Origin of the sequence: Paracoccus sediminis (assembly GCF_900188295.1) — a bacterium.
GTDB classification, from domain to species: domain Bacteria; phylum Pseudomonadota; class Alphaproteobacteria; order Rhodobacterales; family Rhodobacteraceae; genus Paracoccus; species Paracoccus sediminis.
The window spans coordinates 46597-70643 of the sequence record NZ_FZNM01000010.1 but is presented as its reverse complement, the minus strand read 5'-3'; the positions used below and the strand labels follow the sequence as shown (position 1 = coordinate 70643).

Genomic DNA, 24047 nt, shown 5'->3' with positions numbered 1-24047 from the left:
TTCCGGCCCTGATACACGCGGCGGCAGAACGGCGCAACGCCGGGGCGCCCTTCACCCCGGCGGGGTTTTGCCTTAGCCAAATATCCCACAGGGGGTCTGGGGGACGTGAAGTCCCCCAGCCTTCGCGGGACGCAATCAGATCAGCCCCTCGGCCCGGAAATCCGCCCGCAGGTCCCGTTCGGGACGCGGACCGACATGCCCGATCACCTCGGCCGCAGCAACGCATCCCATCCGGCCCGCCACAGCCAGCGGCGCCCCCAGGGCCAGACCATAGATCAGCCCGGCGGCGAACTGGTCGCCCGCCCCGGTCGCGTCCACCGGCACGATCCGCCGAACGGGCGCCGTCACGCGTTCGCCATCCCGGATCAGGATCGCGTCATTGCCCGACCGCGTGCAGATCACCGTGCCGCAATCGGCGGCGGCCAGGCGCAGCGCCTCCTCCAGCTCCGTGACCTGATACAGCGATTCCCATTCGTGGACATTGCCGATCACGTAATCCATCGGCCCCGCCACCAGCCGCCGGAAATCCGCGCGGTGCCGATCCACGCAGAACGGATCGGACAGGGCGATCCCCGCCTGCCCGCCCGCCTCGTGGCACGACCGCGCGGCCTTCAGGAACGCGTCCTTTCCCTTGGGCTTGTCGAACAGGTATCCTTCCAGGAACAGCCAGCCAGCCCCCTGAAAGACCGCAGGGTTCACATCATCCGGCCCCAGTTCGGCGGAAATCCCCAGATAGGTGTTCATCGACCGCTCGCCGTCCGGCGTCACCATGATGATGGAGCGCGAGGTCGGCAACTGGTCCCCCGCGACCGGAGGGTTCACGAACACCGTCCCCGCCGCCTCGGTCTGTTCGGCATAGGACAGGCCCAGCGCGTCGTTGGCCACCCGCCCGATAAAGGCCGTGCGCAGCCCCAGCATCCCGATCCCGGCCAGCGTGTTCGCCACCGACCCGCCCGGCACCAGCCGCGACTGCGCGCGGCCCGGCCCGTGGTCGTCGGCCTGCGCGGCCATCAGGTATTCCGACCGCTCGCGTTCGATCAGCTGCATGATGCCCTTTTGAACCCCAAGCGCCGCCAGGCGGTCGTCGCCCACGGGCGAGATCACGTCCATCACCGCATTGCCGATGCCGATCACATAAGGGGTGGTCATGCGGTCTTCTCCTCATAGGGGCACAGATCATGGATGGGGCAGACCGCGCAGCGCGGGCGGCGGGCCTGGCACATGTATCGGCCGTGCAGGATCAGCCAGTGATGGGCGTTCCCCTGGAACCTTGCGGGCACGTTGTCCTCGATGGCGCGTTCCACCTCGTCCACGTCGCGGCCCGGCGCGATGCGGGTGCGGTTGCCCACGCGGAAGATATGCGTATCCACCGCCTGCGCCGGATGGCCAAAGGCCGTGTTCAGGACCACGTTGGCGGTCTTGCGGCCGACGCCCGGCAGGGTCATCAGCGCGGCGCGGCTGTCGGGAACCTCGCCGCCGTAATCCTCGGCAAGAATGCGGGACAGGGCCATGACATTCCTGGCCTTTTGCCGGAACAGCCCGATGGTCCTGATATGTTCGGTCACGCCCTCCAGCCCCAGGTCCAGCATCTTGCGGGGCGTGTCGGCCACCGCGAACAGGCCGCGCGTGGCCTTGTTGACGCCCACATCGGTCGCCTGCGCCGACAGGGCGACGGCCACCACCAGGGTAAAGGGGTTGGTGAAGACCAGTTCCGTCGCGGGGGCGGGGTTCGCCGCGGCCAGGCGCGAAAAGACCGCGACCTGCTGGACAAAGGGCAAGGGCTGGGGCGGGCGGCGGATCTGGACCATGGCGCATCGCTTGTGACCGCCCTGGCGCCCTATTGCAAGCCCGGCCCGGCCGCCGGGGTTTTGTCCGCCAATGCAAGGGCTTCCACGCAGGCGTGACTTTCCTTTCGGCCGGAACCGCGCCAGCCTCGGGGCGTTGACCGGCCGCCACAGAATCACAGGCCTCTTGCGGCCCCTAGGCCGAAAGGCCGCCGCAGAATCGAAAAGGACATTCCATGACCCTTCGCGTCACCTCCCTTCTTGCCGTCGGCGGCCTTGTCGCGCTGGGCGCCTGCGCCCCTGCCGACGGCACCGGCATGAGCGGGATGAGCCGGACCCAGCAGGGCGCGCTTGCCGGTGCGGCGGTCGGCGCCGTCCTGGGCGCGACCCGCGACGACGACAGCAACAACGAAGGCCGCGATGCGGCGCGCGGGGCGATCCTGGGCGCGGCGGCGGGCGCGGTCGCGGGCAACATCCTGGACCGCCAGGCGCAGGCGTTGCAGCAGTCGCTGTCCAACCCGAACATCCAGGTCATCAACCGCGGATCCTATCTGCAAGTCATCATGCCCGAAGGCATCCTGTTCGCGACCGATTCCGCCGCCGTGTCGGGGGCCGCGCAGAACGACCTGTATGCCGTCGCGCGCAACCTGAACCAGTATCCCAACAGCCGGGTCGAGGTCGTGGGCCATACCGACAGCACCGGCAGCGCCGCCTATAACGCCGATCTGTCGCAACGCCGCGCCCAGTCGGTCGCGGGCATCCTGGCCGCAGCAGGGGTGTCGTCGGGCCGCCTGATTGCCAGCGGTGCGGGCTACAGCCAGCCTGTCGCGTCAAACGACACGGCGGCGGGCCGCGCGCAGAACCGCCGGGTCGAAATCCTGATCCGCCCGAACAGCTGATCCCGCCGGACACGACGACAAACCCCCGCCGCTTTCGCGACGGGGGTTTTTCTACTGTCCGGTGTTCCGGCTTGCGCCCCTGGTTCGGTCCCTCAGTTCAACCGGCGCGCCACGTCGTCGATGGCATCGTCGATCCCGGCGGACCGCTGGCCGGCCGCGACCTGCTGCGCCAGCAGGGCGGATGCCGCGGCCACGGCCGCCTGGACCGCACGGTCGCGCACGGCGCGCACGGCGTCGCTTTCGGCGCTGGCGATCTGATCCTCGGCGCCTTTCAGGCGGCGTTCGATCGAGCTCTTGAGGTCGGCCTTGGCCTTGGCGGCCTGCGCCTCGGCCTCGCGCTTGGCGTTGGCGACGATCTGGTCGGCTTGGCCCGAAACCTCGCGCTGGCGGCGTTCATAGCTGGCATAGATCTCCTGCGCTTCCTCGCGCAGGCGCTTGGCCTCGTCCAGATCGCGGCGGATGCCCTCGGCCCGGCTGTCCAGCAGGGCGCCGATCCTGGCGGGCACCTTGAAATACAGCAGCACGCCCACGAACACCAGAAACGAGATCAGGACGATGAAGTCCGTGTTCCCCAGCGAAAAGAACGAACCGGGGGCCGCAAAGGCCGGGCTGGCGAACAGCGCGGCAACGGCGATGACGGCAGGCGACCTCATTGCAATGCCCCTTTCATGCGGTTGTCCACCGCCTGATCGACGGCGGCCTGATCGACCGTGCCGCCAAAGCTGCGGACCAGTTCGGCCGTCACGTCGCGGGCGACCTCTCGGGCGTCGGTATCGGCGGAACCGCGGATCTCGCGGATCCGCTTTTCCGATTCGGCGGTGCGGGCCGAAATCTCGGCATCGGCATGGGCAATGGCGGCGTCCAGTTCCTTCTGGATCTCGGCGCGGTTGGCGGCGACGATCTTGCCCGCCTCGGCCCGCGCGTCGGCCAGCGCCTTGTCATAGGCGGCCTCGGCCTCCTTGGCCTTCAGCTTGAATTCCTCGGCGGCCATCAGATCGCCGGTCATGGCGCCCTGGCGGTCCGACAGCACGGCCCCGATCCGGGGCAGCGCGATCTTGGCCACGACCCAGTAAAGAACGACCATGGCGACGACCAGCCAGAAGATCTGATTGCCAAAGGTCGAAAGATCCAGCTGGGGCAGGCCCGTGGCTGTTTCGGTCTCGCCATACGCCACCGAACTGGCGAGGCTTTCGGTATGGTCGGCCGTGACGGTGACGGCCTCTTGCAACAGGCTTATCATGTCCTACCCCTGGGCCTTGACGGTCGCGAAGGGGCGGGGGCGAACCCCCACCCCGCCGCAAGGATGGCCTGGGATCAGACCGCGAACATCAGCAGAAGCGCGACGAGGAACGAGAAGATCCCCAGGGCTTCGGCGAATGCCATGCCGATGAACAGCGTGGCGGTCTGGCTGGCGGCGGCCGACGGGTTGCGCAGGGCGCCCGACAGGAAGTTCCCGGCGACGTTGCCCACACCGATGGCGGCCCCGCCCATGCCGATGGCGGTCAGGCCGACGCCGATGTACTGGCCCAGTTCTCCGATATTGCCTTCCATGATGATGCTCCTTGCGGTTGGAAGTGGTGGATTGGGGTAGCGGCGGCGCAGCTCGGGCGCCGCCGGGGCTGCGGGCCGTCAATGCGACGGATGCAGCGCGTCCTTCAGGTAAACGCAGGTCAGGATGGTGAACACATAGGCCTGGATGAACGCCACGAGGATTTCAAAGGCGTACATGCCAACCACCGCAACGATCGCGACCGGGGCCACCGCGGCGATGGCCGCGAAGCCCGCGAACACCTTGATGACCGCGTGACCGGCGATCATGTTGCCGGCAAGTCGGATGGAGTGGCTGACGGGGCGCACGAAATAGCTGATGACCTCGATCACGGCCAGCACCGGGCGGATCGCCAGCGGCGCGGACCGCACCCAGAACAGGTCCAGGAAATGCGCGCCGTTCTTGATGAAGCCGATGGCCGTCACCGTCAGGAACACCGACAGCGCCAGAACGCCCGTCACCGCGATATGAGACGTGACCGTGAACGCCATGGGCAGCAGGCCCAGGAAGTTCGCGAAGACGATGAACATGAACAGCGTCATGACATACGGAAAATACTTCAGCCCGTCCTTGCCCGCGATGTCGGCCACCATCTTGTGGACCATGCCATAGGCCATTTCGGCGATGGACTGGCTGCGGCTGGGAACGATGGCGCGGCCGCGCGTGCCCAGCACCAGCAGCGCCAGCGTCGCCAGCACGATGGCGAACAGCCACAGCGTGACGTTGCTGGGCGTGTACCAGTGGACCGGACCGTCGCCGAACAGCGGGCGGACGATGAACTGTTCCATGGGGTGGAAAGACAGGCCGGTTGCCTCGCCTTGCGCTTCGATCGCCACGATCAGTCCCTTTCGTCGGTGCCCGGCGCGGGGCCGGAGGTGCTGCCAAGTTCGGCCGCCGTGCGCATCATCACCTTGATGCCGGCCACGAAGCCGATCAGTATGAACAGGATCAGCATGACCGGCAGGGTGCCGAACAGCCAGTCCAAGCCGTATCCGATCCCGGCGCCCATCAGGATGCCCGCCACGATCTCCGTCACCATGCGCCAGGCGACATGCGCCTTGTCATAGCCCGCCATCGGCATGTCCGCCTCCGGCTTGCGGGTCAGGCCGGACAGCCGATCCTCCAGGGCGCGCAGCCGGGCTGCATCCGCGTCCCTGCCGTCGTCCCCAGGCCGTTCGGCCATCCGTCACGCCCCCGTCATTCGGTTGGCGCGGTGTCTAGGGTGGATCGCACCCCAAGTCAAGCCGCCGGACGTCCCGCGCAAGGCATTGAAAGGCGTCTATATTCCCGGCCACGCGCGTTCCGCCTGCGGCTTGCAATCGGCGCCTTGCGCCCGCATTATTCAACCGTCTGGTTGACCATTCCGGTCATCCGACCGCATGGATCCTGGATGCACACCCCTGTTCCCGACCGGCTCGACCTGATCTTCGCGGCCCTGTCCGACCCGACGCGGCGGCGCGTCCTGACCATGCTGCTGGAAGACGACATGGCCGTCAGCGACGTGGCCGAACCCTTTCAGATGAGCCTGGCCGCGATTTCCAAGCACCTGTCGGTCCTTGCGGCGGCGGGGCTGATCCGGCAGGAACGGCGGGGCCGGATCACTTGGTGCAAGCTGGACCCGGACGGGATGCGCGCGGCCTCGGTTTGGATGGGGGGGTTCGGGCAGTTCGATCCGGTGGATCTGGACGATTTCGAACGTTTCCTCGTGGCCGAGATGCAGGACTGGACCCGCGAATGACCGACCTGACCGACACGGGCCGCCCCGACATCCTGTGCATCGGCGCGATGCTGTGGGACGTGATCGGCCGCGCGCCCCGCCGCATGGCGCCGGGCGCCGACGTGCCGGGCCGCATCCGCCACATCCCCGGCGGCGTGGCGTTGAACGTGGCCGTCGCGCTGGCCCGGTGGAGGTTGCGTCCCGCCGTCCTGTCCGCCGTGGGCCGCGATCCCGAAGGCGCCGCCCTGGTGGCCGCGGCGGAACGGCTGGGCGTGCTGACCGCCCATCTGGCCCGCGACACCGGCCGGCCGACCGACACCTATATGGGGATCGAGGACAGCGAGGGGCTGATCGCCGCCGTCGCCGATGTCCACGGGCTCGAGGACGCGGGCGACGCGATCCTGACCCCTCTGGACGGCGCGCTGTCGGGCTGGGCCGCCCCGGTCGTGCTGGACGGCAACCTGACCGCCGATCTGCTGGCCGGCGTCGCCCGCGACCCGCGCCTGGCCCGCGCCGACCTGCGCGTGGTGCCCGCCAGCCCCGGCAAGGCCGAACGGCTGGAACCCCTGATCGCCGCCCGGCGCGGCTGCTTCTATCTCAACCGGCTGGAGGCCGAGATCCTGGCGGGCCGCGCCTGCCCCGACGCCGCGGCGGCCGCGCAGGCCGTCGTCGCGCGCGGCGCCGCCCGCGTGCTGGTGACGGACGGTCCCCGCCCCGTGGCCTGCGCGATGGCGGGGGCGCCCACCCTGACCTGTGTCCCGCCGCCCGTCACCGTGGCCCGCGTGACCGGCGCGGGCGACTGTTTCCTGGCCGCGCATCTGGCCGCCGAACTGGCGGGCCAGCCGCGCGATGCGGCCCTGCGCCGGGCCGCCGATGCCGCCGCCGCCCATGTTTCCGGAAAGGATGTCCCATGAACGCCCCCCTGACCTTCCCGCCCGAAGTCCACGACGCCCTGTCCGCCGGGCGCCCCGTGGTGGCGCTTGAATCCACCATCATCACCCACGGGATGCCCTGGCCGCAGAACCTGGAGATGGCGCGGCAGGTCGAAGCGGTGATCCGCGACAACGGCGCGGTGCCCGCCACCATCGCCGTGATGGGCGGCCGGATCCATGTGGGCATGGACGACGACGCCTTGGAAACCCTGGCCCGGACGCCCTCGGACCAGGCGATGAAGCTGTCGCGCGCCGACCTGGCCGTTTGCCTGGCGAATGGCCGCACGGGGGCCACGACCGTCGCCGCGACGATGATCTGCGCGCATCTGGCGGGGATCCGCGTCTTTGCGACCGGCGGCATCGGCGGCGTGCATCGCGGCGCCGAATCCAGCTTCGACATCTCGGCCGATCTGCACGAACTGGCGCAGACCCCGGTGACGGTGGTGGCGGCGGGGGCCAAGGCGATCCTGGATCTGCCCAAGACCTGGGAGGTGCTGGAAACGCTGGGCGTTCCCGTGATCGCCTATGGCCAGGACGACCTGCCCGCCTTCTGGTCGCGCGGCAGCGGCATCCGGGCGCCGCTGCGCATGGACAACGCCGCCGACATCGCCGCCAGCGCCGCCATGCGCGCCCGTCTGGGGCTGAAGGGCGGCCAGTTGGTCGCCAACCCCATTCCGCACGACGCCGAGATCCCCCGCGATACGATCATGCCGGTGATCGAACAGGCCCTGTCCGAGGCCGAGGCCCAGGGAATCGCCGCCAAACAGGTGACGCCTTTCCTGCTGGGACGCATCTTCGACCTGACCGAAGGCCGGTCGCTGCGATCCAACATCGCCCTGGTGCTGGACAACGCCCGCCTTGCGGCGGAAATCGCCGCTGCGATGACCCGTTGACCGCCCCGCCCGTCCCGGCGTAAGGCTGGCGGCGTGCGCGGCTGGCGGAATTGGTAGACGCAGTTGGTTTAGGTCCAACCGCTTCGGCGTGGGGGTTCGAGTCCCTCGCCGCGCACCACAGGCCGCCCTGCCGCGTCATTCGGCCCCCTGTCGAAAATTTTCCTATTGCGGTCAAGGCCTAGCGTCAGGCTTGACTTTTGATCGGCGCGCACGGCCCGCCTTGACTTTCGGCCGCCGGGTCAGCAGACTTTGCCTTGTACCTATCTATCGACAGGCAGCATTGGGGGGTCACATGAATATCGACCTTTCGCGCCGCGGCTTCTTACGGCTGGCGGGTGCGGGGGTTGCGGCGACATCGCTGGGGGCCATGGGCTTCGGCGGGGCCGAGGCGGCGGAACAGGCGCATGTGCGCGCCTTCAAGCTGGCCACGACCACGGAAACGCGCAACACCTGTCCCTACTGCTCGGTCGCCTGCGGGATCATCATGTATTCCAAGGGCGACGTGAAGGCAGGGGAAACCGCGGAACTGATCCACATCGAAGGCGATGCGGACCATCCGACGAACCGCGGCACGCTGTGCCCCAAGGGCGCCGCGCTCAAGGATTTCGTCCACGCGCCGACGCGCCTGACCACGCCGCGCCATCGCGCCGCAGGCGCCGCCGAATTCCAGGAGATCACCTGGGAGGAGGCGCTGGACAAGATCGCCCGCGCGCTCAAGGACGACCGCGACGCCAACTTCATCCAGGCGAACGAGGCGGGTGTGCCCGTCAACCGCTGGACGACGACCGGCTTTCTGGCGGCATCGGCAACCACAAACGAGACCGCATGGCTGACCTACAAGACGGTCCGGTCCATGGGGATCGTCGGATTCGACAACCAGGCGCGCGTCTGACACGGCCCCACGGTGTCCAGTTTGGGCCCGACATTTGGCCGTGGAGCGATGACCAACTCCTGGACCGACATCAAGAACACCGACCTTGTGGTCGTGATGGGCGGCAACGCCGCCGAAGCGCATCCCTGCGGCTTCAAATGGGTGACCGAGGCCAAGGCGCGCCGCGGCGCCAAGCTGATCGTGGTCGATCCGCGCTATACGCGCACGGCCTCGGTATCGGATTACTATGCCCCGATCCGTCCGGGCAGCGACATCGTGTTCCTGATGGGCCTGATCCGCTGGATGATCGAGAACGACAAGGTTCAGTGGGAATACGTCCGCAACTATACCAACGCCAGCTATCTGGTGAAGGACGAGTTCGGGTGGTCCGACGGGCTGTTCACCGGCTATGACGAGGAAAAGCGCGACTATGACAAGTCGTCGTGGGACTACAAGATGGGCGAGGACGGCTTTGTCCAGACCGATCCCACCTTGCAGGATCCGCGCTGCGTCTGGAACCTGCTGCGCGCGCATGTCGACGTCTACACGCCGGAATTCGTCGAACGCATCTGCGGGACGCCGGCCGACAAGTTCCTGACCATCGCGGCCATGATTGGCGAATGCTCGTCGCCGACGAAGACCATGACCTCGATGTACGCCCTGGGCTGGACCCAGCATTCCAAGGGCGCGCAGAACATCCGCGGCATGGCGATGCTGCAACTGATCCTGGGCAACATCGGCGTCCGGGGCGGGGGCATGAACGCGCTGCGCGGCCATTCCAACATCCAGGGCCTGACCGACATCGGGCTGATGTCGAACCTGATCCCCGGATACCTGAACATCCCGACCGAGAAGGAAGCGGACTGGACGACCTATATGTCCACCCGCGAATTCAGGCCGATCGTGCCGGGGCAGATCAGCTATTGGCAGAATTATTCCAAGTTCATGGTCAGCTTCCTGAAGGCCATGTGGGGGGATGCCGCCACGGCGGAAAACGACTGGGCCTATCACTATCTGCCGAAACTGGACGTGCCCGCCTATGACGCGATGCGCATGTTCGAACTGATGAACCACGGCAAGGTGAACATCTACTTCTGCCAAGGCTTCAACCCGATCCTGTCCTTTCCCGACCGGGGCAAGATGACCGAGGCGCTGTCCAAGCTGAAGATGCTGGTCGTCATGGACCCGCTGGCCACGGAAACGTCGCATTTCTGGCAGAACCACGGCATCCACAACGACGTGGACACGGCCAGCATCCAGACCGAGGTTCTGGAACTGCCCACCACCTGCTTTGCCGAGGACGAGGGCGCCCTGGTCAATTCGGGCCGCTGGCTGCAATGGCACTGGGCGGGGGCGACGCCGCCGGGCCAGGCCAAGCACGACACCTGGATCATGGCGCAGATCTGGACGCGGGTGCGCCAGTTGTATCAGGACGAAGGGGGCGTGTTCCCCGATCCGATCCTGAACCTGACCTGGGATTATGCCGATCCCGGCGAACCCATGCCCGACGAACTGGCGCGCGAGATGAACGGCCGCGCGCTGGCGACCGTCTATGATCCCGCCGACCCCACCAAGGTTCTGGCCGAGGCGGGGCAGCAGCTGGGCGGGTTCGCCCAGTACCGCGACGACGGTTCGACCATGGGCGGCTGCTGGATCTATTCGGGCAGCTGGACCGAGGCCGGCAACATGATGGCGCGGCGGGACAACACCGACCCCGACGACACCGGCGCCTATCTGAACTGGGCCTTTTCGTGGCCGGCGAACCGGCGGATCCTGTATAATGCCGCGTCCTGCGACCCTCAGGGCAAACCCTGGGATCCGTCGCGCAAGATCGTCGAATGGACCGGCGAGAAATGGGAAGGCTATGACGTGCCCGATATGCCCGTCACCGCCAGGCCGGGCGAGGTCCGCCCCTTCATCATGAACCCCGAAGGCGTGTCGCGCCTGTTCAGCCGGGGCATGATGCGCGACGGTCCCTTCCCCACCCACATGGAGCCGTTCGAGGCCCCCATCGCCAACGTGTTCAACGCCCGGATGCGGGGCAATCCGGTGGCGCGGGTGTTCGAAACGGACGCCAACCAGCTGGCCGACATCGGGGATCCCGAATTCCCCTGCGTCGCCACGTCCTATCGCCTGACCGAGCATTTCCATTACTGGACCAAGCACAACCCGGTGAACGCCGCGTTGCAGCCCGAGTTCTTTGTGGAAATCAGCGAGGAACTGGCGGCGGAACGCGGCATCGCCAGGGGCGGCAGCGTCCGCGTCTGGTCCAAGCGGGGCCAGGTCTGGGCCAAGGCGGTCGTGACCAAGCGGCTGCGGCCGATGCAGATCGACGGCAAGACGGTTCATGTCATCGGCATCCCGCTGCACTGGGGCTTCATGGGGTCGGCGCGCAAGGGCTTTGGGCCGAACAGCCTGACGTACCAGATCGGCGACGCCAATGTGGAAACGCCTGAATTCAAGGCCTTCATGGTCAATATTGAACCTGCAACCGAGGAGCCGGTGGCATGAGCGAAACCGCGCCCCAACCCGTCACCGCGGCGTCGAACCCGCCGGTCCAGCCCATCGGGTCCAACCTGCTGCCGTCCGACGTGGTCCGAATCTCGGCCACCAAGGACGTGCCGCAGCCGGACCGGCAGCTGACCAAGGTCGCCAAGCTGATCGATGTGTCCAAATGCATCGGCTGCAAGGCCTGCCAGTCGGCCTGCATCGAATGGAACGACACCAGGCCCGAGGTGGAAACCAACGTGGGGGTCTATGAAAACCCCCACGACCTGACGCCCAACATGTTCACCCTGATGCGGTTTGCCGAATGGGTGAACCCCGAAACGGACAATCTGGAATGGCTGATCCGCAAGGACGGCTGCATGCATTGCGAGGATCCGGGCTGTCTCAAGGCCTGCCCGGCGCCCGGCGCGATCGTGCAGTATTCCAACGGGATCGTCGATTTCGTCAAGGAAAACTGCATCGGCTGCGGATATTGCGTGACCGGCTGTCCCTTCGACATCCCGCGCATCAGCAAGGTCGATCACAAAAGCTACAAATGCACCCTGTGTTCGGATCGTGTCGCTGTGGGCCAGGGGCCGGCCTGCGCCAAGGCCTGCCCCACGCAGGCCATCGTCTTCGGCACCAAGGACGACATGATCGCCCATGCCAACGAACGCATCGAGGATCTGAAATCGCGCGGTTATGACAACGCCGGGATCTATGACCCGGCGGGCGTGGGCGGCACGCATGTCATCTATGTCCTGCATCACGCCGATAAACCCTCCATCTACAACGACTTGCCAGATGATCCCCGAATCTCTCCGGTGGTCGAGGGCTGGAAGGGCGTCACCAAGACCGCCGGTCTTGCGGTGATGGGCGTCGCCGCGGTGGGCGCCGCGCTGCACGGGATCTTCTCGCGCGGCAACCGCGTCGATGAGCAAGAGGAGGAAGCCGCCGAGCGTCTGGTCAAGGCCGACAGCCGCGACCAGGGGGGGACCGTCTGATGGCGCGTCTCTATTATTCGGAAAAGGGCGATCGGATCGAGGATACCCACCCGGTGACGGTCAGCCGTTACCGGGGCATCACCCGCGCGAACCATTGGGTGACGGCGATCTCTCTGATCCTGCTGCTGCTGTCGGGCTTGGCGTTCTTCGACCCGTCGCTGTATTTCCTGTCGGGGCTGTTCGGCGGCGGGCAGACGGCGCGGTGGCTGCATCCCATCATCGGCGTGGTGCTGTTCGTCAGCTTTCTGGGCATGTTCATCCAGCTGTGGCGGCTGAACCTGCCCCGCCCCGAGGATACCACCTGGGTCAGCCAGATCGGCGATGTGGTCAAGGGCAACGAGGAGAAGCTGCCCGAGCTTGGCAAGTACAATGCCGGGCAGAAGTTCATCTTCTGGGCCATGACGGTGCTGATCGTCGTGCTGATCGTGTCGGGCATCATGATTTGGGAACAGTTCTTTGGCGAACTGGTGTCCATCCCGACGCGCCGCTGGGCCGTGCTGACCCATGCGCTGGCGGCCATCGCGATCATCCTGGTCTTCATCCTGCATGTCTATGCGGCCATCTGGACGCGCGGCACGCTGCGCGCGATGACGCGGGGCACCGTCACCGGCGGCTGGGCCTGGCGCCATCACCGCAAATGGCTGCGCGAAGTTGCTGGACGCCGCCAGAACGGTCCCGCAGAATAGCCCGGAACGACAGTGGCCGGTCCGGCCCGGAGAAGCCATGACAACCACCATCCAACCCGACCCTTCGGTCATCGGCGGCGTCCCAACGGCGCCGCTGGCTTTTTTGCCCGACCCGGTGGCGGTGTTCGACACGCGCGCCGGGCGGTTCGCCTATCTCGCGGACCACGGCGGCAACCTTGCGCCCTATCTGCGGTTCCTGGCCGACCTGACCGCGTTGCAGGCGCGGCTGGCCCGCGACCTGCCCGCCGTGGCGCCGGTCCCGGCGGACCGGGTGCGCATCGCCCGCGAAAGCCGCCTGCCCCCCATCGACCGCGCGGCCTTGGCCGCGGACGAGGGAATGCACGCCACGCTGGATCGTTTTCTGGCCGAGGCTGCGGCGCTGACCATGCCCGAACCCGCCCGGCTGGCCCTGTCGGCGGTGACGGCGGCGGGCCTTGCCGACCGGCACTGGCTGCTGGACAACATCCTGTCCGATCGCATCCCCGACGACAGCGCCGCGCCGCATCTGTTCGTGGGCGCGGCGGTGCAGGTGCGGCTGGCGCGGCTGGCGGCCACGCTGGACGGGACGCAGCTGGTCAAGATCCGCACCGGCACCTGCCCGGCCTGCGGCGGGCGGCCCGCGACGTCGTCGGTGATGGGCGGCGCGGCGGGGATAGAGAGCACCCGATACGCCGCCTGCGGCTGCTGCGCGACCCGCTGGAACGAAGTGCGCGTGGTCTGCCTGTGCTGCGGATCGAACGCGGCCATCAGCTATCGCAGCGCGGAAACCGACAAGGCCACCGTCAAGGCCGAGGTCTGCGGCGACTGCAATTCCTGGGTCAAGATCCTGTATCAGGTCCAGAACGCCAGCCTCGATCCCGTCGCCGACGACGTGTCCAGCCTGGGCCTGGACATGCTGATGAAGGACACCCCGTTCCGGCGCGGCGGCTTCAACCCCTTCATCGCGGGATACTGATGGCGGGGTTCCGCGCCCTGCCCTCGGTCGATCAGGTGCTGCTGTCGGACATGGGGCGCACGCTGATCGACCGCCACGGCCGAACGGCGGTCACGGGGGCCTTGCGCCTCCGGCTGGACGCCGCCCGCGCGGCGATCCGGGACGGCGCCGACGGCGGGGTCGAGGCCGCGCGCCTGCCGCATCTGCTGGCCGCCGATCTGGCCGTCGCCGCGCAAACCCGGCTGCGCCCGATGCTGAACCTGACGGGCACGGTGCTGCACACGAACCTGGGCCGGGCGATCCTGGCGGATGCCGCCATCGCCGCCGCGTCCGCCGCGATGGCCGCGCCGCTGGCGTTGGAATTCGACCTGGACACCGGCGGGCGCGGACAGCGCGACGACCACCTGCGCGGCCTGCTGCGCGAACTGACCGGGGCCGAGGATGCGACAATCGTCAACAACAACGCCGCCGCCGTTCTGATCGCGCTGAACACCTTTGGCCAAGGGCGGCAGGCCATCGTGTCGCGCGGCGAGTTGATCGAGATCGGAGGCGCCTTTCGGATGCCCGACATCATGGCCCGCGCCGGCGCCCGGCTGGTCGAGGTGGGCACCACCAACCGCACCCATCCGCGCGACTATCAGGACGCGATCACGCCCGACACGGGCCTGATCCTCAAGGTCCATACCTCGAACTACCGGATCGAGGGATTCACCGCCGAAGTCCCTGCCCCGCAGCTTGCGCGGATCGCGCAGGATGCGGGGGTGGTGCTGCTGAACGACCTTGGGGCCGGGTCGCTGGTCGATCTTGCGGCCTATGGCCTGAAGCGCGAACCGACCGTGGCCGAGGCGGTGGCCGAGGGCGCCGACCTTGTCACCTTTTCCGGCGACAAGCTGCTGGGCGGGCCGCAGGCGGGGTTCGTCGTCGGGCGCCGCGACCTGATCGCCCGGATCAACGGGAACCCGATGAAGCGCGCCCTGCGCCTGGACAAGATCCGCATCAGTGCGCTGGAGGCGACGCTGCGCCTGTATCGCGACCCCGACCGGCTGGCCGAACGCCTGCCCGTGCTGCGATACCTGTCGCGCCCGCAGGCCGACATCGCCGTGCAGGCCACGCGCCTGGCCCCGCAGGTGGCGGCCTTGCTGCCGGATTTTGCCGTGACCGCGACCGATTGCGCCAGCCAGATCGGTTCCGGGTCGCTGCCCACGGACACCATCCCCTCGGCCGGGCTGCGGTTGACCGGCGCGGGGGGCGACGCGCCCGACCGGCTGGCGGCCCGCCTGCGCGGCCTGCCTTGCCCGGTCGTGGGCCATATCCGCGACGGGGCGCTGATCCTGGATCTGCGGACCCTGGACCGCGACGACGACCTGCTGGACGCGTTGCGGGCATGATCGTCGGCACGGCGGGCCATATCGACCACGGCAAGACCGCGCTGGTCAAGGCGCTGACCGGCACCGACGCCGACCGCCTGGCCGAGGAAAAGGCCCGCGGCATCACCATCGACCTGGGTTTCGCCTATGCCGATCTGGGGGGCGGGGCGATCACCGGGTTCGTGGATGTGCCGGGGCACGAACGGCTGATCCACACCATGCTGGCGGGCGCGGGCGGCATCGACCTGGCGCTGCTGGTGGTGGCCGCCGACGACGGCGTGATGCCGCAGACGCGGGAACATGTGGCGATCCTGGACCTGCTGGGCATCGGGCGCGGCATCGTGGCGCTGACCAAGGCCGATCTGGCCGACGAGGCGCGGCGGGCCGCGGTCGCCACAGAGATCCGCGACACGCTGGCGGGCACCGCCCTGGCCGACGCGCCGATCCTGCCCGTGTCGGCCCTGACCGGCGAGGGCATCGACGCCCTGCGCGCCGCCCTGATCGCCGCCGAGGCGCGGACCACCGCCCGCCATGCCGACGGCCCGATGCGGCTGGCCGTGGACCGCAGTTTCACCCTGACGGGCGCGGGCACGGTCGTCACCGGCACGATGCTGACCGGACGCGTGGCCGTGGGCGATCCGGTGATCGTCGGGCCGCGTGGCCTGCCCGCCCGCGTCCGCGCCATCCACGCCCAGAACCGCCCCGCGGCCGAGGGGCTGGCGGGCCAACGCTGCGCCCTGAACCTGGCGGGGGATGCGATCAGCAAGGATGCCATCGGGCGCGGCGACGTGGTGCTGTCGCCCGGCCTGCACGCGCCCGCCGACCGCATCGACGCCTGGCTGACGGTGCTGCCCGGAGAGCCGAAACCCATCGGCACCTGGTTTCCCGCCCGCCTGCACAGCCACGCGGTCGAGGCCGGCGCCCGTATCGTTCCCCTGGCCGATCCGATCCGGCCCGGCGGCGGCGGCCCGGTCCAGATCGTGCTGGACCGGCCCATCGCCGCCGCCGTCCACGACCGCTTCATCCTGCGCGACGTGTCGGCCAGCCGGACCATCGGCGGGGGGCGGTTCCTGGATCTGCGCCCGCCCGCCCGCAAGCGCCGCACCCCGGAACGGCTGGCCCTGATCGACGCCGCCCGTGCCGACGATCCGGCGGCGGCCCTGGCCGGAATGCTGGCGGTCGCCCCCGTCGACCTGCCCGTCTTCGCCCGCGACCGCAGCCTGTCGGGACCGGCCCTGACCGGCGCCCTGCGCGACGCCGATGCTGCCACGATCGGCGACCTGGCGATCAGCCGGGCGGGCCTGGACAGCCTGCAAGGCCAGCTGGCCGCCACCCTGGCGCAATTCCACGGCGACAACCCCGACCTGCCCGGCCTGGGGCGCGAGCGCCTGCGGCTGGCGCTGACCCCGCGCCTGCCCAAGGATGCCTTTCTGTCGTTCCTGCGTGCCGGGTCGGATGCGGGCCATGCGGTGCTGGACGGCGCCTTCGTCCGCCTGCCCGGCCACGAGGTCCGCCTGTCGCCGGAAGACGAGGCCCTGTGGCACCGCATCGCCCCCCTGCTGGGGGGCGAGGCCCGCTTTCGCCCGCCCCGCGTCCGCGACCTGGCCACCGATTTCGGCATCGACGAACGCGATGTGCGCCGCGTCCTGCACATGACCCAGAAACTGGGCCGCACCGACCAGATCGCCCACGATCATTTCTTTGTCCGCCCGGTTACGGCGGAAATGGTGGCGATCCTCCGCGATGTCGCGGCGCAGGCGCCGGACGGCTGGTTCACCGCCCCCGCGTTCCGCGACCGTGTCCAGAACGGCCGCAAGGTCGCCATCGAGATTTTGGATTTCTTCGACCGCCACGGCGTGACCTTGCGCCGGGGCGATTTACGGCGCATCAACCCGCATCGCGCCGACCTGTTCGGCACGGATGGAAGGGAATCGTCCCCGGTGGGGCGGCCGGACTTCAAATCCGGTTGGGGCAGCGAGACTGTCTCGGGTGGGTTCGACTCCCATTCCCTTCCGCCAGTTTCCTGAAGGGGCTCACAACCAGTGAGTAGCCTGCCTGAGCCACGGAAAATATCAGGGGCGGCTGAAGCCGCCCCGTCTAGTGTTATCGTAAGAGGCGTGCTGCTTGTTCACTCCCTAGGAACCTTCGGCTTTTCAAAACCTCATTCACGCGACCAGGATTCACATCAAAAAAAGCCGCGATGCGATTCTGATATTTACCTCGCCAATGACGCAGCCAGATTTGCACTGCATCGTCGTATGTTAGCCGATGACTCGGCATGCTATTCGCTCTCACGTGAGCGTCTCCTCGGTTAGAGCCGCTAACTAAGGCGCTTGACGTCGGAGTCCTCAAATGCGAGAAACGCAACAGGATATCCTAAATCACCGCCCCTCAACGGCGGACTTGCTTGGTCGCAGGGTGGTAGCACACCCTGCGACTTCTTAATTTACAGCATAGACTCTAGCTGTCGCAAGCTGTCCTGATTAGTTTTCCACACTAAGCTGTGGGCCAAGCTGTGGATAGGTTGTGGGTTATTTTAGTAGAATTCTTGTAGCATAATTACTAGAAATACAGCATGACCGATTTCGACGACTGGCTGCGGGCGACCTTCGCCGAGACCGACGGCTTCACCGTGCTGATCGTGGTGCTGGGCCTCGGCGGCGGGCGGGTGGATCTGCTGAAATCGGCGCATCTGCACGTCATCGGCGATGACATCGACTGGCCGCGGATGGCCGAGCATCTGGACGGGTCCGGCATGGCGTGGGGTGGGGTCGTGATGTTTCGGGCGGGGCGCGAAGGCCTTGTGGCCGACGACATCGCGCGCGACCGATTGGATCAGCTTGCGCGCGCGCTGAACGGCGACCGGACGCTGATCCGCGACGGGGAATTCTTCAACCGCGACGGGCTGCGGATGCGGCTGGACGATGCCGAACCCCAGCCGCCCGTCCTGAACTAATTAGCAGTCCGTCGCAACGGCCTGAACGGCGACGGGTTCGGCCCGACCGGTCAGATCCAGACCGCGCGCGGTCGGCGGCTGCCAGGTCGGCGACGCGGGAAGGGCGCCCTGGGCGTTCGTGCCAAGCTGCGATCCGCCCAAGCCCCCGCTCCAGCCGCTGCTGCCGGAATTGTTGGCGTCGGTGCTGTCGGCGCCGGGCTGCGGGGCGGTCGCGGGCTGGGCGACCGTGTCGGGGGCCGGACAATCGCCTTCGCCGGACTGGCCGCGTTCCTCGGGGGTGGCGGGCGCCCCGGCGACCGCGCGCGGCGGATCGGCGGACGGGACGGCAGCGGGCGGGGTTTGCGCCCATGCCGCGCTGATCGTCACAAGACTGGTTGCAAGAACGGCGCTGAAGCGGACCATGGCGGACACCCGGACGTTTGGAAAGGACGGGGCAAAACGCCCCGCCCGCCGCCGCAGTTCCGGCCGCATGTCCGCAATCCGCTTGCAGCGACGCGTCCCCGCGACTAGAAGAACGGGAATTTTTCAGGCCGCCCCGTCTTCCGGCGGCCCTTATGCCACGAGGACGATGATGCAGGTCAAGGAAACCCGGAACGACGGTCTCAAGCGGGGCTACCAGTTCACTCTGCCCGCAGCCGATCTGGCCGCGACGGTCGATGCGAAGCTGAAGGAAGCCCAGCCCGAAGTCGAGATGAAGGGCTTTCGAAAGGGCAAGGTGCCCATGGCCATGCTGAAGAAGCAGTTCGGCCCGCGCATCCTGGGCGACGCCATGCAGGACGCCATCGACGGGGCGCTGAAAAAGCACCTGGACACGTCGGGCGACCGCCCCGCGACCCAGCCCAAGGTCGAGATGGAGAACGGCGACGGCTGGAAGGAAGGCGACGATGTGGTCGTCAACGTGTCCTATGAAGCCCTGCCCGCCATCCCCGAGGTGGACCTGTCCACGCTGACGCTGGAAAAGCTGACCGTTCCCGCGGAAGACGCCGCCATCGCCGAGGCGCTGGAAAATCTGGCGAAATCCGCGCAGACCTTCGAGGATCGCCGCAAGGGCAGCAAGGCCAAGGACGGCGATCAGGTGGTCATCGACTTCAAGGGCTTTGTCGATGGCGAGGCGTTCGAAGGTGGCGCCGGAGAGGATTATCCGCTGGTGCTGGGATCGAACAGCTTCATCCCCGGTTTCGAGGATCAGCTGGTCGGCGCCAAGGACGGCGACGACGTGACCGTCACCGTCACCTTCCCCGCCGAATACGGCGCCAAGCATCTGGCGGGCAAGGAAGCCACCTTCGAATGCACGGTCAAGGCCGTCAAGGCGCCCAAGGCCGCCGAGATCGACGACGAGCTGGCCAAGAAATTCGGGGCCGAGGATCTGGACGGGCTGAAAAAGCAGATCGCCGACCGCCTGGAACAGGAATATGCCGGGGCCGCCCGCGCGATCCTGAAACGGTCGCTGCTGGATCAGCTGGACGAAAAGGTCAAGTTCGACCTGCCCGAATCGCTGGTCGAGGCCGAGGCGCACCAGATCGCCCACCAGCTGTGGCACGAGGAAAACCCCGAGGTTCACGACCACAACCACGGCAGCATCGATCCGACCGACGAACACAAGACGCTGGCCGAACGCCGCGTGCGTCTGGGCCTGCTGCTGGCCGAGATCGGGCAAAAAGCCGAAGTGACCGTGACCGACCAGGAAATGACCCAGGCCGTGCTGCGCGCCGCCCGTCAGTATCCGGGGCAGGAACGCGCCTTCTTCGAATTCGTGCAGCAGAACCAGCAGGTGCAGCAGCAGCTGCGCGCGCCAATCTTTGAAGACAAGGTCGTGGATCTGATCGCCGAACAGGCGAAGGTCGAGGAAAAGACCGTCACCAAGGAAGAACTGGAAAAGGCCGTCGAGGCCCTGGACGAGTTGTGATCGCCCGCTGAGACCCGTTCTGGAAAGGCCGCGCCGTCCGCGCGGCCTTTTCGTTTCGCCCGGCCTTGTTAGCCCTGCCGAGGCCCCCTATCTTGCGGCCATGTCAGCACATCTCCACCTGATGAAGCTTTGCGTGGGCGCCGAAGGGCCGGACGAACTGATCCATTGGCAGCGGCGTTTCGGCGATGGCCCTGCCGTCCATGTCACCCGCATGTGGCCGCGGCGCGAGGCCGAGCTGCTGGCGGGCGGGTCGATCTTCTGGGTGTTCAAGGGGGTGATGCTGGCGCGCCAGCGCATTGTCCGGCTGGACGAACACCGCCGCGATGACGGGATCCGCCGCTGCGCCCTGATTCTGGACCGCGACCTGGTTCCCGTGACCGCCGTGCCGCGCCGCCCGTTCCAGGGATGGCGTTACCTGGAGCCTGCGGACGCCCCCGCCGACATGGCGCAGAACCGCGCGGGCGACGCGACCCTGCCCCCGCAGATGGCCGCCGCCCTGGCCGAGATGGGGCTGGTCTGACCGCTTGACGCCGCCCCGGCCATCGTTTAGCCAAGGCGCCACGCGGGTGTAGCTCAATGGCAGAGCAGCAGCTTCCCAAGCTGAATACGAGGGTTCGATTCCCTTCACCCGCTCCATCATTTCCGATGATCGTCCAGCCGGCGGAAAATGCCGGAACGTTGCCGCATTGCGGGAAATAAGTCTCTGGCGGCTTTATGACAGGAAAATACCTTGTTCGTAAGCAATGCAGCCATCTGCGGTTGCATTTTGCAAGCCGTTTTCCCTCGCGATTTAGTTGATTCTGAATCAGCTTCCCGTCCAAAAGAACGGGAAATTACCTCTCCTGCCGGGTCAAGGCCGGAAAAAAGCCGCAGCATCAAAGACATCCTTGCGCCTGCGGCGCTGCACAGCCATATCTATATTAACTTATATTAATTCCAGACTGGCTTGCACGAACTGCATGTGTAAATAACATTGCTGTGTGTTAAGAGGTATTCGCATGGGTTTGCGTTCGTTCCTGTGGTCTTTTTTCCCCTATGCCCCCCTTCTATGCCAGGTCTGCGGATGCCTTCACGACATGGCCAAGGCCCTGTCGGTGGATCGTTCCAGCGGCGCGCGCTGCGTGGACCGTGCGGCCTGTCAAAGGCGTGTCAGGATCAACATGGGCACCTGTCCGGGGGGAAGCCCGGATCACATGCAGCCGGACTAGCGGCAGGCCTTTATGTCGCCACCCGCCCGGCTGTCGTGCATCCGCACGTCGTGGAGCGCCGAGGCCGTGCCGTGCCCCCGGCCCGCCCGTTCCTGTCAGAACCCGAACGAAAACCGCCGCACGATGCCCAGTTTCAGCGAGGGCTGGTATTCGTCCTGGACCACCGGCGAATCCGCCGCGTCGCCGATCAGCTTGCCGTATTCGACCTCGCCCAGCAGGGCGGTGTTTTCGGTCAGGGCATAACGCGCCTCGAAGGTGATCGCGGCCTTGTTGAAGCCGCCGCCGATGTCATAGGCGGGACGGCCGGGCGCGGCATCGGCCGCATCCACGCCGAAATAGGTGTCGTTGTATTCGCCGTTGCCATAGCCCAGCGACAGGCCAGACCACAGCGACACGCGGTCCGACAGGTCGGTGCGATATTTGGCGCCCACTTCGCCGGTCAGCCCTTCATGGCCGTCAAAGCCCCGGCGGACCGACCCCGACATCATCACCGGACCCATGCCATAGCTGACGCGCAGGCCCAGTTCATAGGCGCGGCCCAGAGCCTCCATCCCGGCCAGGTCCGGGTTGTCGGACGCCTCGCGCTCTCCCACGGTGCCGAAGGATGGAGAAAGGGCAAAGCCCTCGCTTTCGTTGGTGCCCGGCTGGCCGAAACCGGCGTTGCGCCAGATCAGCCAGGGCCCGGCCTCGGCATCGTCGGAACCGGGATAATCGGGACCGACATCCACGCCGACCCCCAGATCGACCGAGAATTCGCGGCCTGCAAAACCGAAATCCTGCGCGACGGCACCCGTGGCAGCGGATGCGGCAAGAACGGTCAGGGCCAGCAGGTGTTTCATGGTCGAATCCTATGGGGGGGGTCGGCGGGATCACATTCGTCGTAATCGCGAATCGTTACACCGCACAAGGCGCCGCGCGCCGTCTTGTCAGCAATCATCGCGCGGGCGGCGCATTTGCGCAACAGCTAACCCGGAACGGCCCCGCCCCTCTCGGCGCCGTCAAGGTTTTCAAGGGCGTTCATCCAGATATCCTCGGCCCGCGCCATGGCCTGCACGGCCTCGGCCCGCTTGGCGGACCACCGCTTGGCCTCGTGGGGATCGTTGTACAGCGCCGGATCGGCCAGCTTGACATCCAGCTTGCCCAGCATCTCGGCCAGCTTCTGCACGCGTTCCTCGGCGCGGCGAACCTCGGCGCGCAGGGCCAGAACCGCGTCGCGGGGCGCGCGTTTCGGGGCGGGTTTCGGCTTTTCCTCGACCACCCTGGGTTCGTCCCCGCCCAGCAGGAAACGGCGGTAATCGTCCAGATCGCCGTCATAGGGGGCCACCGCACCGTCGCGCACCAGCCACAGCCGGTCGGCCACCAGCCCCAGCAGGTGCATGTCGTGGCTGACCAGCACCACGGCGCCGGTATAGTCGTTCAGCGCCTCGGTCAGCGCCTCGCGGGATTCGATGTCCAGGTGGTTGGTCGGCTCGTCCAGGATCAGCAGATGCGGCGCGTCGATGGTGGCGATCAGCAGCGATAGCCGCGCCTTTTGCCCGCCCGACAACTGGCCCACCTTGGTTTCCGCCTGCGCCTCCATCAGGCCAAAGCCCGCCAGCCGGGCGCGCTGCCTGGCCTGCCCCTCGTTCGGGCGCAGGCTGCGGATATGATCCAGCGGCGTTTCGTCCAGATGCAGTTCGTCCACCTGATGCTGCGCGAAATAGCCGATGCGCAGCTTGCCGGACCGGGTCAGCTTGCCCTCCATCGCGGGCAGGCGTTCGGCCAGCAGCTTGGAGAGCGTCGATTTCCCCTGCCCGTTCCGGCCCAGCAGCGCGATCCGGTCGTCTTGGTCGATGCGCAGGGTCAGTTTGCGCAGCACCGCGCGGTTGTCGTAACCCACGCTGACCCCCTCCATCGCGACGATGGGGGGCGACAGTTCCTCGGGCTGGGGAAAGCCGAAGCGGAACAGGCGGGCTTCCTCGGGCGCGGTGATCGGCTCCATCTTGGCCAGCATTTTCACACGGGCCTGGGCTTGGCGGGCCTTGCTGGCCTTGGCGCCGAAGCGGTCTACGAAGCCTTGCAGATGGTCGCGCCGGGCCTGCTGCTTCTTGGCCTCGGCCGCCTGCAACGCGCGGCGTTCGGCCCGCATCCGCGCGAAATCGTCATAGCCGCCGGTATAGAGCACCAGCTTGCGCGCCTCGAGATGCAGGATATGGCCCACGGCGCGGTTCAAAAGGTCGCGGTCGTGGCTGATGATGATGACCGTGTGCGGATAGCGCGCCAGATAGGTTTCCAACCACAGCGCGCCTTCCAGATCCAGATAGTTGGTCGGCTCGTCCAGCAGCAGCAGGTCGGGCTGCGCGAACAGCACCCCCGCCAAAGCGACGCGCATCCGCCAGCCGCCGGAAAAGTCGCTGGTGGGCCGCGCCTGGTCGGCGGTGGAAAAGCCCAGGCCGTCCAGGATCGAGGCTGCCCGCGCCTCGGCCGACCAGGCGTCGATGTCGGTCAGCCGGGTCTGGATCTCGGCGATGCGGTGCGGGTCATGGGCGGTGTGGCTTTCCGCCAGCAGGGCGGCGCGTTCGGTGTCGGCGGCCAGCACGGTTTCCAGGACCGAGGTGGCGGTCGCGGCCGATTCCTGAGCGACCCCGCCGATGCGGGCGCGGCTGGGCAGGCTGATGTCGCCGCCATCCAGGCCGAGTTCGCCCCGGATCAGCCGGAACAGCGTGGTCTTGCCCGCGCCGTTCGGCCCGACAAGGCCGACCTTGTGGCCTTCGGGAATGGTCGCGGTCGCGCCCTCGAACAAAGGGCGGCCCTGGATGGAATAGGAGATGTCGTCGATGCGCAGCATGGGCGGGGGATGGCCGATGCCGGAGGG

General features: G+C 67.4%; 24 protein-coding genes, 3 tRNA genes and 1 pseudogene. 17 read left to right on the top strand and 11 right to left on the bottom strand.

The window, feature by feature from the left end:
* Positions 1–135: 135 nt before the first annotated feature.
* Positions 136–1149: an adenosine kinase gene (locus CHB77_RS13425; RefSeq protein WP_089388729.1), complete on the bottom strand. Its 1014-nt coding sequence runs from the start codon at positions 1147–1149 to the stop codon at positions 136–138.
* The gene (nth, locus tag CHB77_RS13420; protein ID WP_089388728.1) at positions 1146–1808 is read right to left on the bottom strand and encodes an endonuclease III; all 663 of its coding nucleotides are present in this window, start codon (positions 1806–1808) and stop codon (positions 1146–1148) included. The genes CHB77_RS13425 and nth overlap by 4 nt, the downstream gene beginning before the upstream one ends.
* 212 nt (positions 1809–2020) lie before the next feature.
* Here nth and CHB77_RS13415 point away from each other — a divergent pair, with 212 nt between their 5' ends.
* Positions 2021–2683: a YiaD family glycine zipper/OmpA-like lipoprotein gene (locus CHB77_RS13415; RefSeq protein WP_089388727.1), complete on the top strand. Its 663-nt coding sequence runs from the start codon at positions 2021–2023 to the stop codon at positions 2681–2683.
* 92 nt (positions 2684–2775) lie between these two features.
* Here CHB77_RS13415 and CHB77_RS13410 read toward each other — a convergent pair whose 3' ends face one another.
* The 5 genes from CHB77_RS13410 to CHB77_RS13390 form a co-directional block, all read right to left on the bottom strand.
* A complete protein-coding gene (locus CHB77_RS13410; RefSeq protein ID WP_089388726.1) occupies positions 2776–3336 on the bottom strand; it encodes a F0F1 ATP synthase subunit B in 561 nt (186 codons plus the stop codon).
* A complete protein-coding gene (locus CHB77_RS13405) occupies positions 3333–3923 on the bottom strand; it encodes a F0F1 ATP synthase subunit B' (protein WP_089388725.1) in 591 nt (196 codons plus the stop codon). Before CHB77_RS13405 ends, CHB77_RS13410 begins: the two co-directional genes overlap by 4 nt.
* Positions 3924–3997: 74 nt before the next feature.
* Positions 3998–4234, bottom strand: coding sequence for a F0F1 ATP synthase subunit C (locus CHB77_RS13400; protein WP_089388724.1), 237 nt, complete (start codon positions 4232–4234; stop codon positions 3998–4000).
* 78 nt (positions 4235–4312) lie between these two features.
* Positions 4313–5068 (bottom strand): F0F1 ATP synthase subunit A, encoded by a 756-nt coding sequence (locus tag CHB77_RS13395; RefSeq protein WP_242626653.1) that lies wholly within the window; start codon positions 5066–5068, stop codon positions 4313–4315.
* A gap of 2 nt (positions 5069–5070) precedes the next feature.
* Positions 5071–5415 carry an AtpZ/AtpI family protein gene (locus CHB77_RS13390; RefSeq protein WP_089388723.1) on the bottom strand — a complete coding sequence of 115 codons (345 nt, stop codon included), beginning with the start codon at positions 5413–5415 and terminating at the stop codon, positions 5071–5073.
* A gap of 207 nt (positions 5416–5622) precedes the next feature.
* On the opposite strand from CHB77_RS13390, the gene CHB77_RS13385 reads away from it, so the two are divergent.
* The 13 genes and pseudogenes from CHB77_RS13385 (at position 5623) to CHB77_RS13330 (ending at position 18079) form a co-directional block, all read left to right on the top strand.
* On the top strand, positions 5623–5970 hold the full coding sequence (locus tag CHB77_RS13385) for an ArsR/SmtB family transcription factor (RefSeq protein WP_089388722.1): 348 nt from the start codon (positions 5623–5625) through the stop codon (positions 5968–5970).
* Complete coding sequence (locus CHB77_RS13380; protein WP_089388721.1) at positions 5967–6863, top strand: PfkB family carbohydrate kinase; 897 nt, start codon at positions 5967–5969, stop codon at positions 6861–6863. Before CHB77_RS13385 ends, CHB77_RS13380 begins: the two co-directional genes overlap by 4 nt.
* On the top strand, positions 6860–7774 hold the full coding sequence (locus CHB77_RS13375) for a pseudouridine-5'-phosphate glycosidase (protein ID WP_089388720.1): 915 nt from the start codon (positions 6860–6862) through the stop codon (positions 7772–7774). Before CHB77_RS13380 ends, CHB77_RS13375 begins: the two co-directional genes overlap by 4 nt.
* Before the next feature lie 35 nt (positions 7775–7809).
* Positions 7810–7892: transfer RNA gene (locus CHB77_RS13370), tRNA-Leu, on the top strand.
* Positions 7893–8066: 174 nt separating this feature from the next.
* The gene (locus tag CHB77_RS18935) at positions 8067–8666 is read left to right on the top strand and encodes a twin-arginine translocation signal domain-containing protein (protein ID WP_207303049.1); all 600 of its coding nucleotides are present in this window, start codon (positions 8067–8069) and stop codon (positions 8664–8666) included.
* A gap of 12 nt (positions 8667–8678) precedes the next feature.
* On the top strand, positions 8679–11156 hold the full coding sequence (gene fdnG / locus CHB77_RS13365; protein ID WP_207303048.1) for a formate dehydrogenase-N subunit alpha: 2478 nt from the start codon (positions 8679–8681) through the stop codon (positions 11154–11156).
* Positions 11153–12136, top strand: coding sequence for a formate dehydrogenase subunit beta (gene fdxH, locus CHB77_RS13360; protein ID WP_089388718.1), 984 nt, complete (start codon positions 11153–11155; stop codon positions 12134–12136). Before fdnG ends, fdxH begins: the two co-directional genes overlap by 4 nt.
* Positions 12136–12822 (top strand): formate dehydrogenase subunit gamma, encoded by a 687-nt coding sequence (locus tag CHB77_RS13355; RefSeq protein ID WP_089388717.1) that lies wholly within the window; start codon positions 12136–12138, stop codon positions 12820–12822. The genes fdxH and CHB77_RS13355 overlap by 1 nt, the downstream gene beginning before the upstream one ends.
* A gap of 37 nt (positions 12823–12859) precedes the next feature.
* The gene (gene fdhE / locus CHB77_RS13350; RefSeq protein WP_089388716.1) at positions 12860–13777 is read left to right on the top strand and encodes a formate dehydrogenase accessory protein FdhE; all 918 of its coding nucleotides are present in this window, start codon (positions 12860–12862) and stop codon (positions 13775–13777) included.
* Positions 13777–15144: an L-seryl-tRNA(Sec) selenium transferase gene (gene selA / locus CHB77_RS13345; protein WP_089388715.1), complete on the top strand. Its 1368-nt coding sequence runs from the start codon at positions 13777–13779 to the stop codon at positions 15142–15144. Before fdhE ends, selA begins: the two co-directional genes overlap by 1 nt.
* Positions 15141–16997, top strand: a pseudogene (gene selB, locus CHB77_RS13340) (selenocysteine-specific translation elongation factor); the annotation flags it as partial. The gene selA and the pseudogene selB, both read left to right, overlap by 4 nt.
* Positions 16998–17045: 48 nt before the next feature.
* Positions 17046–17141: transfer RNA gene (locus CHB77_RS18365), tRNA-Sec, on the top strand.
* A 557-nt stretch (positions 17142–17698) separates the two neighbouring features.
* On the top strand, positions 17699–18079 hold the full coding sequence (locus tag CHB77_RS13330; RefSeq protein WP_089388712.1) for a hypothetical protein: 381 nt from the start codon (positions 17699–17701) through the stop codon (positions 18077–18079).
* Here the strand turns inward: CHB77_RS13330 and CHB77_RS18105 are convergent, their stop codons facing one another.
* A complete protein-coding gene (locus CHB77_RS18105) occupies positions 18080–18550 on the bottom strand; it encodes a hypothetical protein (protein WP_131023366.1) in 471 nt (156 codons plus the stop codon). It abuts the gene before it with no gap.
* A 100-nt stretch (positions 18551–18650) separates the two neighbouring features.
* On the opposite strand from CHB77_RS18105, the gene tig reads away from it, so the two are divergent.
* The 3 genes from tig (at position 18651) to CHB77_RS13310 (ending at position 20621) form a co-directional block, all read left to right on the top strand.
* Positions 18651–19985 carry a trigger factor gene (gene tig / locus CHB77_RS13320; protein WP_089388774.1) on the top strand — a complete coding sequence of 445 codons (1335 nt, stop codon included), beginning with the start codon at positions 18651–18653 and terminating at the stop codon, positions 19983–19985.
* A gap of 100 nt (positions 19986–20085) precedes the next feature.
* On the top strand, positions 20086–20505 hold the full coding sequence (locus CHB77_RS13315; protein ID WP_089388711.1) for a DUF1489 family protein: 420 nt from the start codon (positions 20086–20088) through the stop codon (positions 20503–20505).
* Between the two features lie 42 nt (positions 20506–20547).
* Positions 20548–20621: transfer RNA gene (locus tag CHB77_RS13310), tRNA-Gly, on the top strand.
* Here CHB77_RS13310 and CHB77_RS18100 read toward each other — a convergent pair.
* From CHB77_RS18100 to CHB77_RS13300, 3 genes are all read right to left on the bottom strand, one after another.
* Positions 20622–20861: a hypothetical protein gene (locus tag CHB77_RS18100; RefSeq protein WP_131023365.1), complete on the bottom strand. Its 240-nt coding sequence runs from the start codon at positions 20859–20861 to the stop codon at positions 20622–20624.
* Positions 20862–21288: 427 nt separating this feature from the next.
* Positions 21289–22032 (bottom strand): MipA/OmpV family protein, encoded by a 744-nt coding sequence (locus CHB77_RS13305; protein WP_089388710.1) that lies wholly within the window; start codon positions 22030–22032, stop codon positions 21289–21291.
* A 125-nt stretch (positions 22033–22157) separates the two neighbouring features.
* Entirely contained in the window at positions 22158–24020 is a 1863-nt protein-coding gene (locus CHB77_RS13300) for an ABC-F family ATP-binding cassette domain-containing protein (protein ID WP_089388709.1), read from the bottom strand.
* Between the last annotated feature and the right edge of the window lie 27 nt (positions 24021–24047).

What these genes read in the sequence shown, in the direction of transcription:
- CHB77_RS13425 (WP_089388729.1), bottom strand. Translation starts at nt 1,149, where the DNA reads ATGACCACCCCTTATGTGATCGGCATCGGCAATGCGGTGATGGACGTG.
- nth (WP_089388728.1), bottom strand. Translation starts at nt 1,808, where the DNA reads ATGGTCCAGATCCGCCGCCCGCCCCAGCCCTTGCCCTTTGTCCAGCAG.
- CHB77_RS13415 (WP_089388727.1), top strand. Translation starts at nt 2,021, where the DNA reads ATGACCCTTCGCGTCACCTCCCTTCTTGCCGTCGGCGGCCTTGTCGCG.
- CHB77_RS13410 (WP_089388726.1), bottom strand. Translation starts at nt 3,336, where the DNA reads ATGAGGTCGCCTGCCGTCATCGCCGTTGCCGCGCTGTTCGCCAGCCCG.
- CHB77_RS13405 (WP_089388725.1), bottom strand. Translation starts at nt 3,923, where the DNA reads ATGATAAGCCTGTTGCAAGAGGCCGTCACCGTCACGGCCGACCATACC.
- CHB77_RS13400 (WP_089388724.1), bottom strand. Translation starts at nt 4,234, where the DNA reads ATGGAAGGCAATATCGGAGAACTGGGCCAGTACATCGGCGTCGGCCTG.
- CHB77_RS13390 (WP_089388723.1), bottom strand. Translation starts at nt 5,415, where the DNA reads ATGGCCGAACGGCCTGGGGACGACGGCAGGGACGCGGATGCAGCCCGG.
- CHB77_RS13385 (WP_089388722.1), top strand. Translation starts at nt 5,623, where the DNA reads ATGCACACCCCTGTTCCCGACCGGCTCGACCTGATCTTCGCGGCCCTG.
- CHB77_RS13380 (WP_089388721.1), top strand. Translation starts at nt 5,967, where the DNA reads ATGACCGACCTGACCGACACGGGCCGCCCCGACATCCTGTGCATCGGC.
- CHB77_RS13375 (WP_089388720.1), top strand. Translation starts at nt 6,860, where the DNA reads ATGAACGCCCCCCTGACCTTCCCGCCCGAAGTCCACGACGCCCTGTCC.
- CHB77_RS18935 (WP_207303049.1), top strand. Translation starts at nt 8,067, where the DNA reads ATGAATATCGACCTTTCGCGCCGCGGCTTCTTACGGCTGGCGGGTGCG.
- fdxH (WP_089388718.1), top strand. Translation starts at nt 11,153, where the DNA reads ATGAGCGAAACCGCGCCCCAACCCGTCACCGCGGCGTCGAACCCGCCG.
- CHB77_RS13355 (WP_089388717.1), top strand. Translation starts at nt 12,136, where the DNA reads ATGGCGCGTCTCTATTATTCGGAAAAGGGCGATCGGATCGAGGATACC.
- fdhE (WP_089388716.1), top strand. Translation starts at nt 12,860, where the DNA reads ATGACAACCACCATCCAACCCGACCCTTCGGTCATCGGCGGCGTCCCA.
- selA (WP_089388715.1), top strand. Translation starts at nt 13,777, where the DNA reads ATGGCGGGGTTCCGCGCCCTGCCCTCGGTCGATCAGGTGCTGCTGTCG.
- CHB77_RS13330 (WP_089388712.1), top strand. Translation starts at nt 17,699, where the DNA reads ATGACCGATTTCGACGACTGGCTGCGGGCGACCTTCGCCGAGACCGAC.
- CHB77_RS18105 (WP_131023366.1), bottom strand. Translation starts at nt 18,550, where the DNA reads ATGCGGCCGGAACTGCGGCGGCGGGCGGGGCGTTTTGCCCCGTCCTTT.
- tig (WP_089388774.1), top strand. Translation starts at nt 18,651, where the DNA reads ATGCAGGTCAAGGAAACCCGGAACGACGGTCTCAAGCGGGGCTACCAG.
- CHB77_RS13315 (WP_089388711.1), top strand. Translation starts at nt 20,086, where the DNA reads ATGTCAGCACATCTCCACCTGATGAAGCTTTGCGTGGGCGCCGAAGGG.
- CHB77_RS18100 (WP_131023365.1), bottom strand. Translation starts at nt 20,861, where the DNA reads ATGCTGCGGCTTTTTTCCGGCCTTGACCCGGCAGGAGAGGTAATTTCC.
- CHB77_RS13305 (WP_089388710.1), bottom strand. Translation starts at nt 22,032, where the DNA reads ATGAAACACCTGCTGGCCCTGACCGTTCTTGCCGCATCCGCTGCCACG.
- CHB77_RS13300 (WP_089388709.1), bottom strand. Translation starts at nt 24,020, where the DNA reads ATGCTGCGCATCGACGACATCTCCTATTCCATCCAGGGCCGCCCTTTG.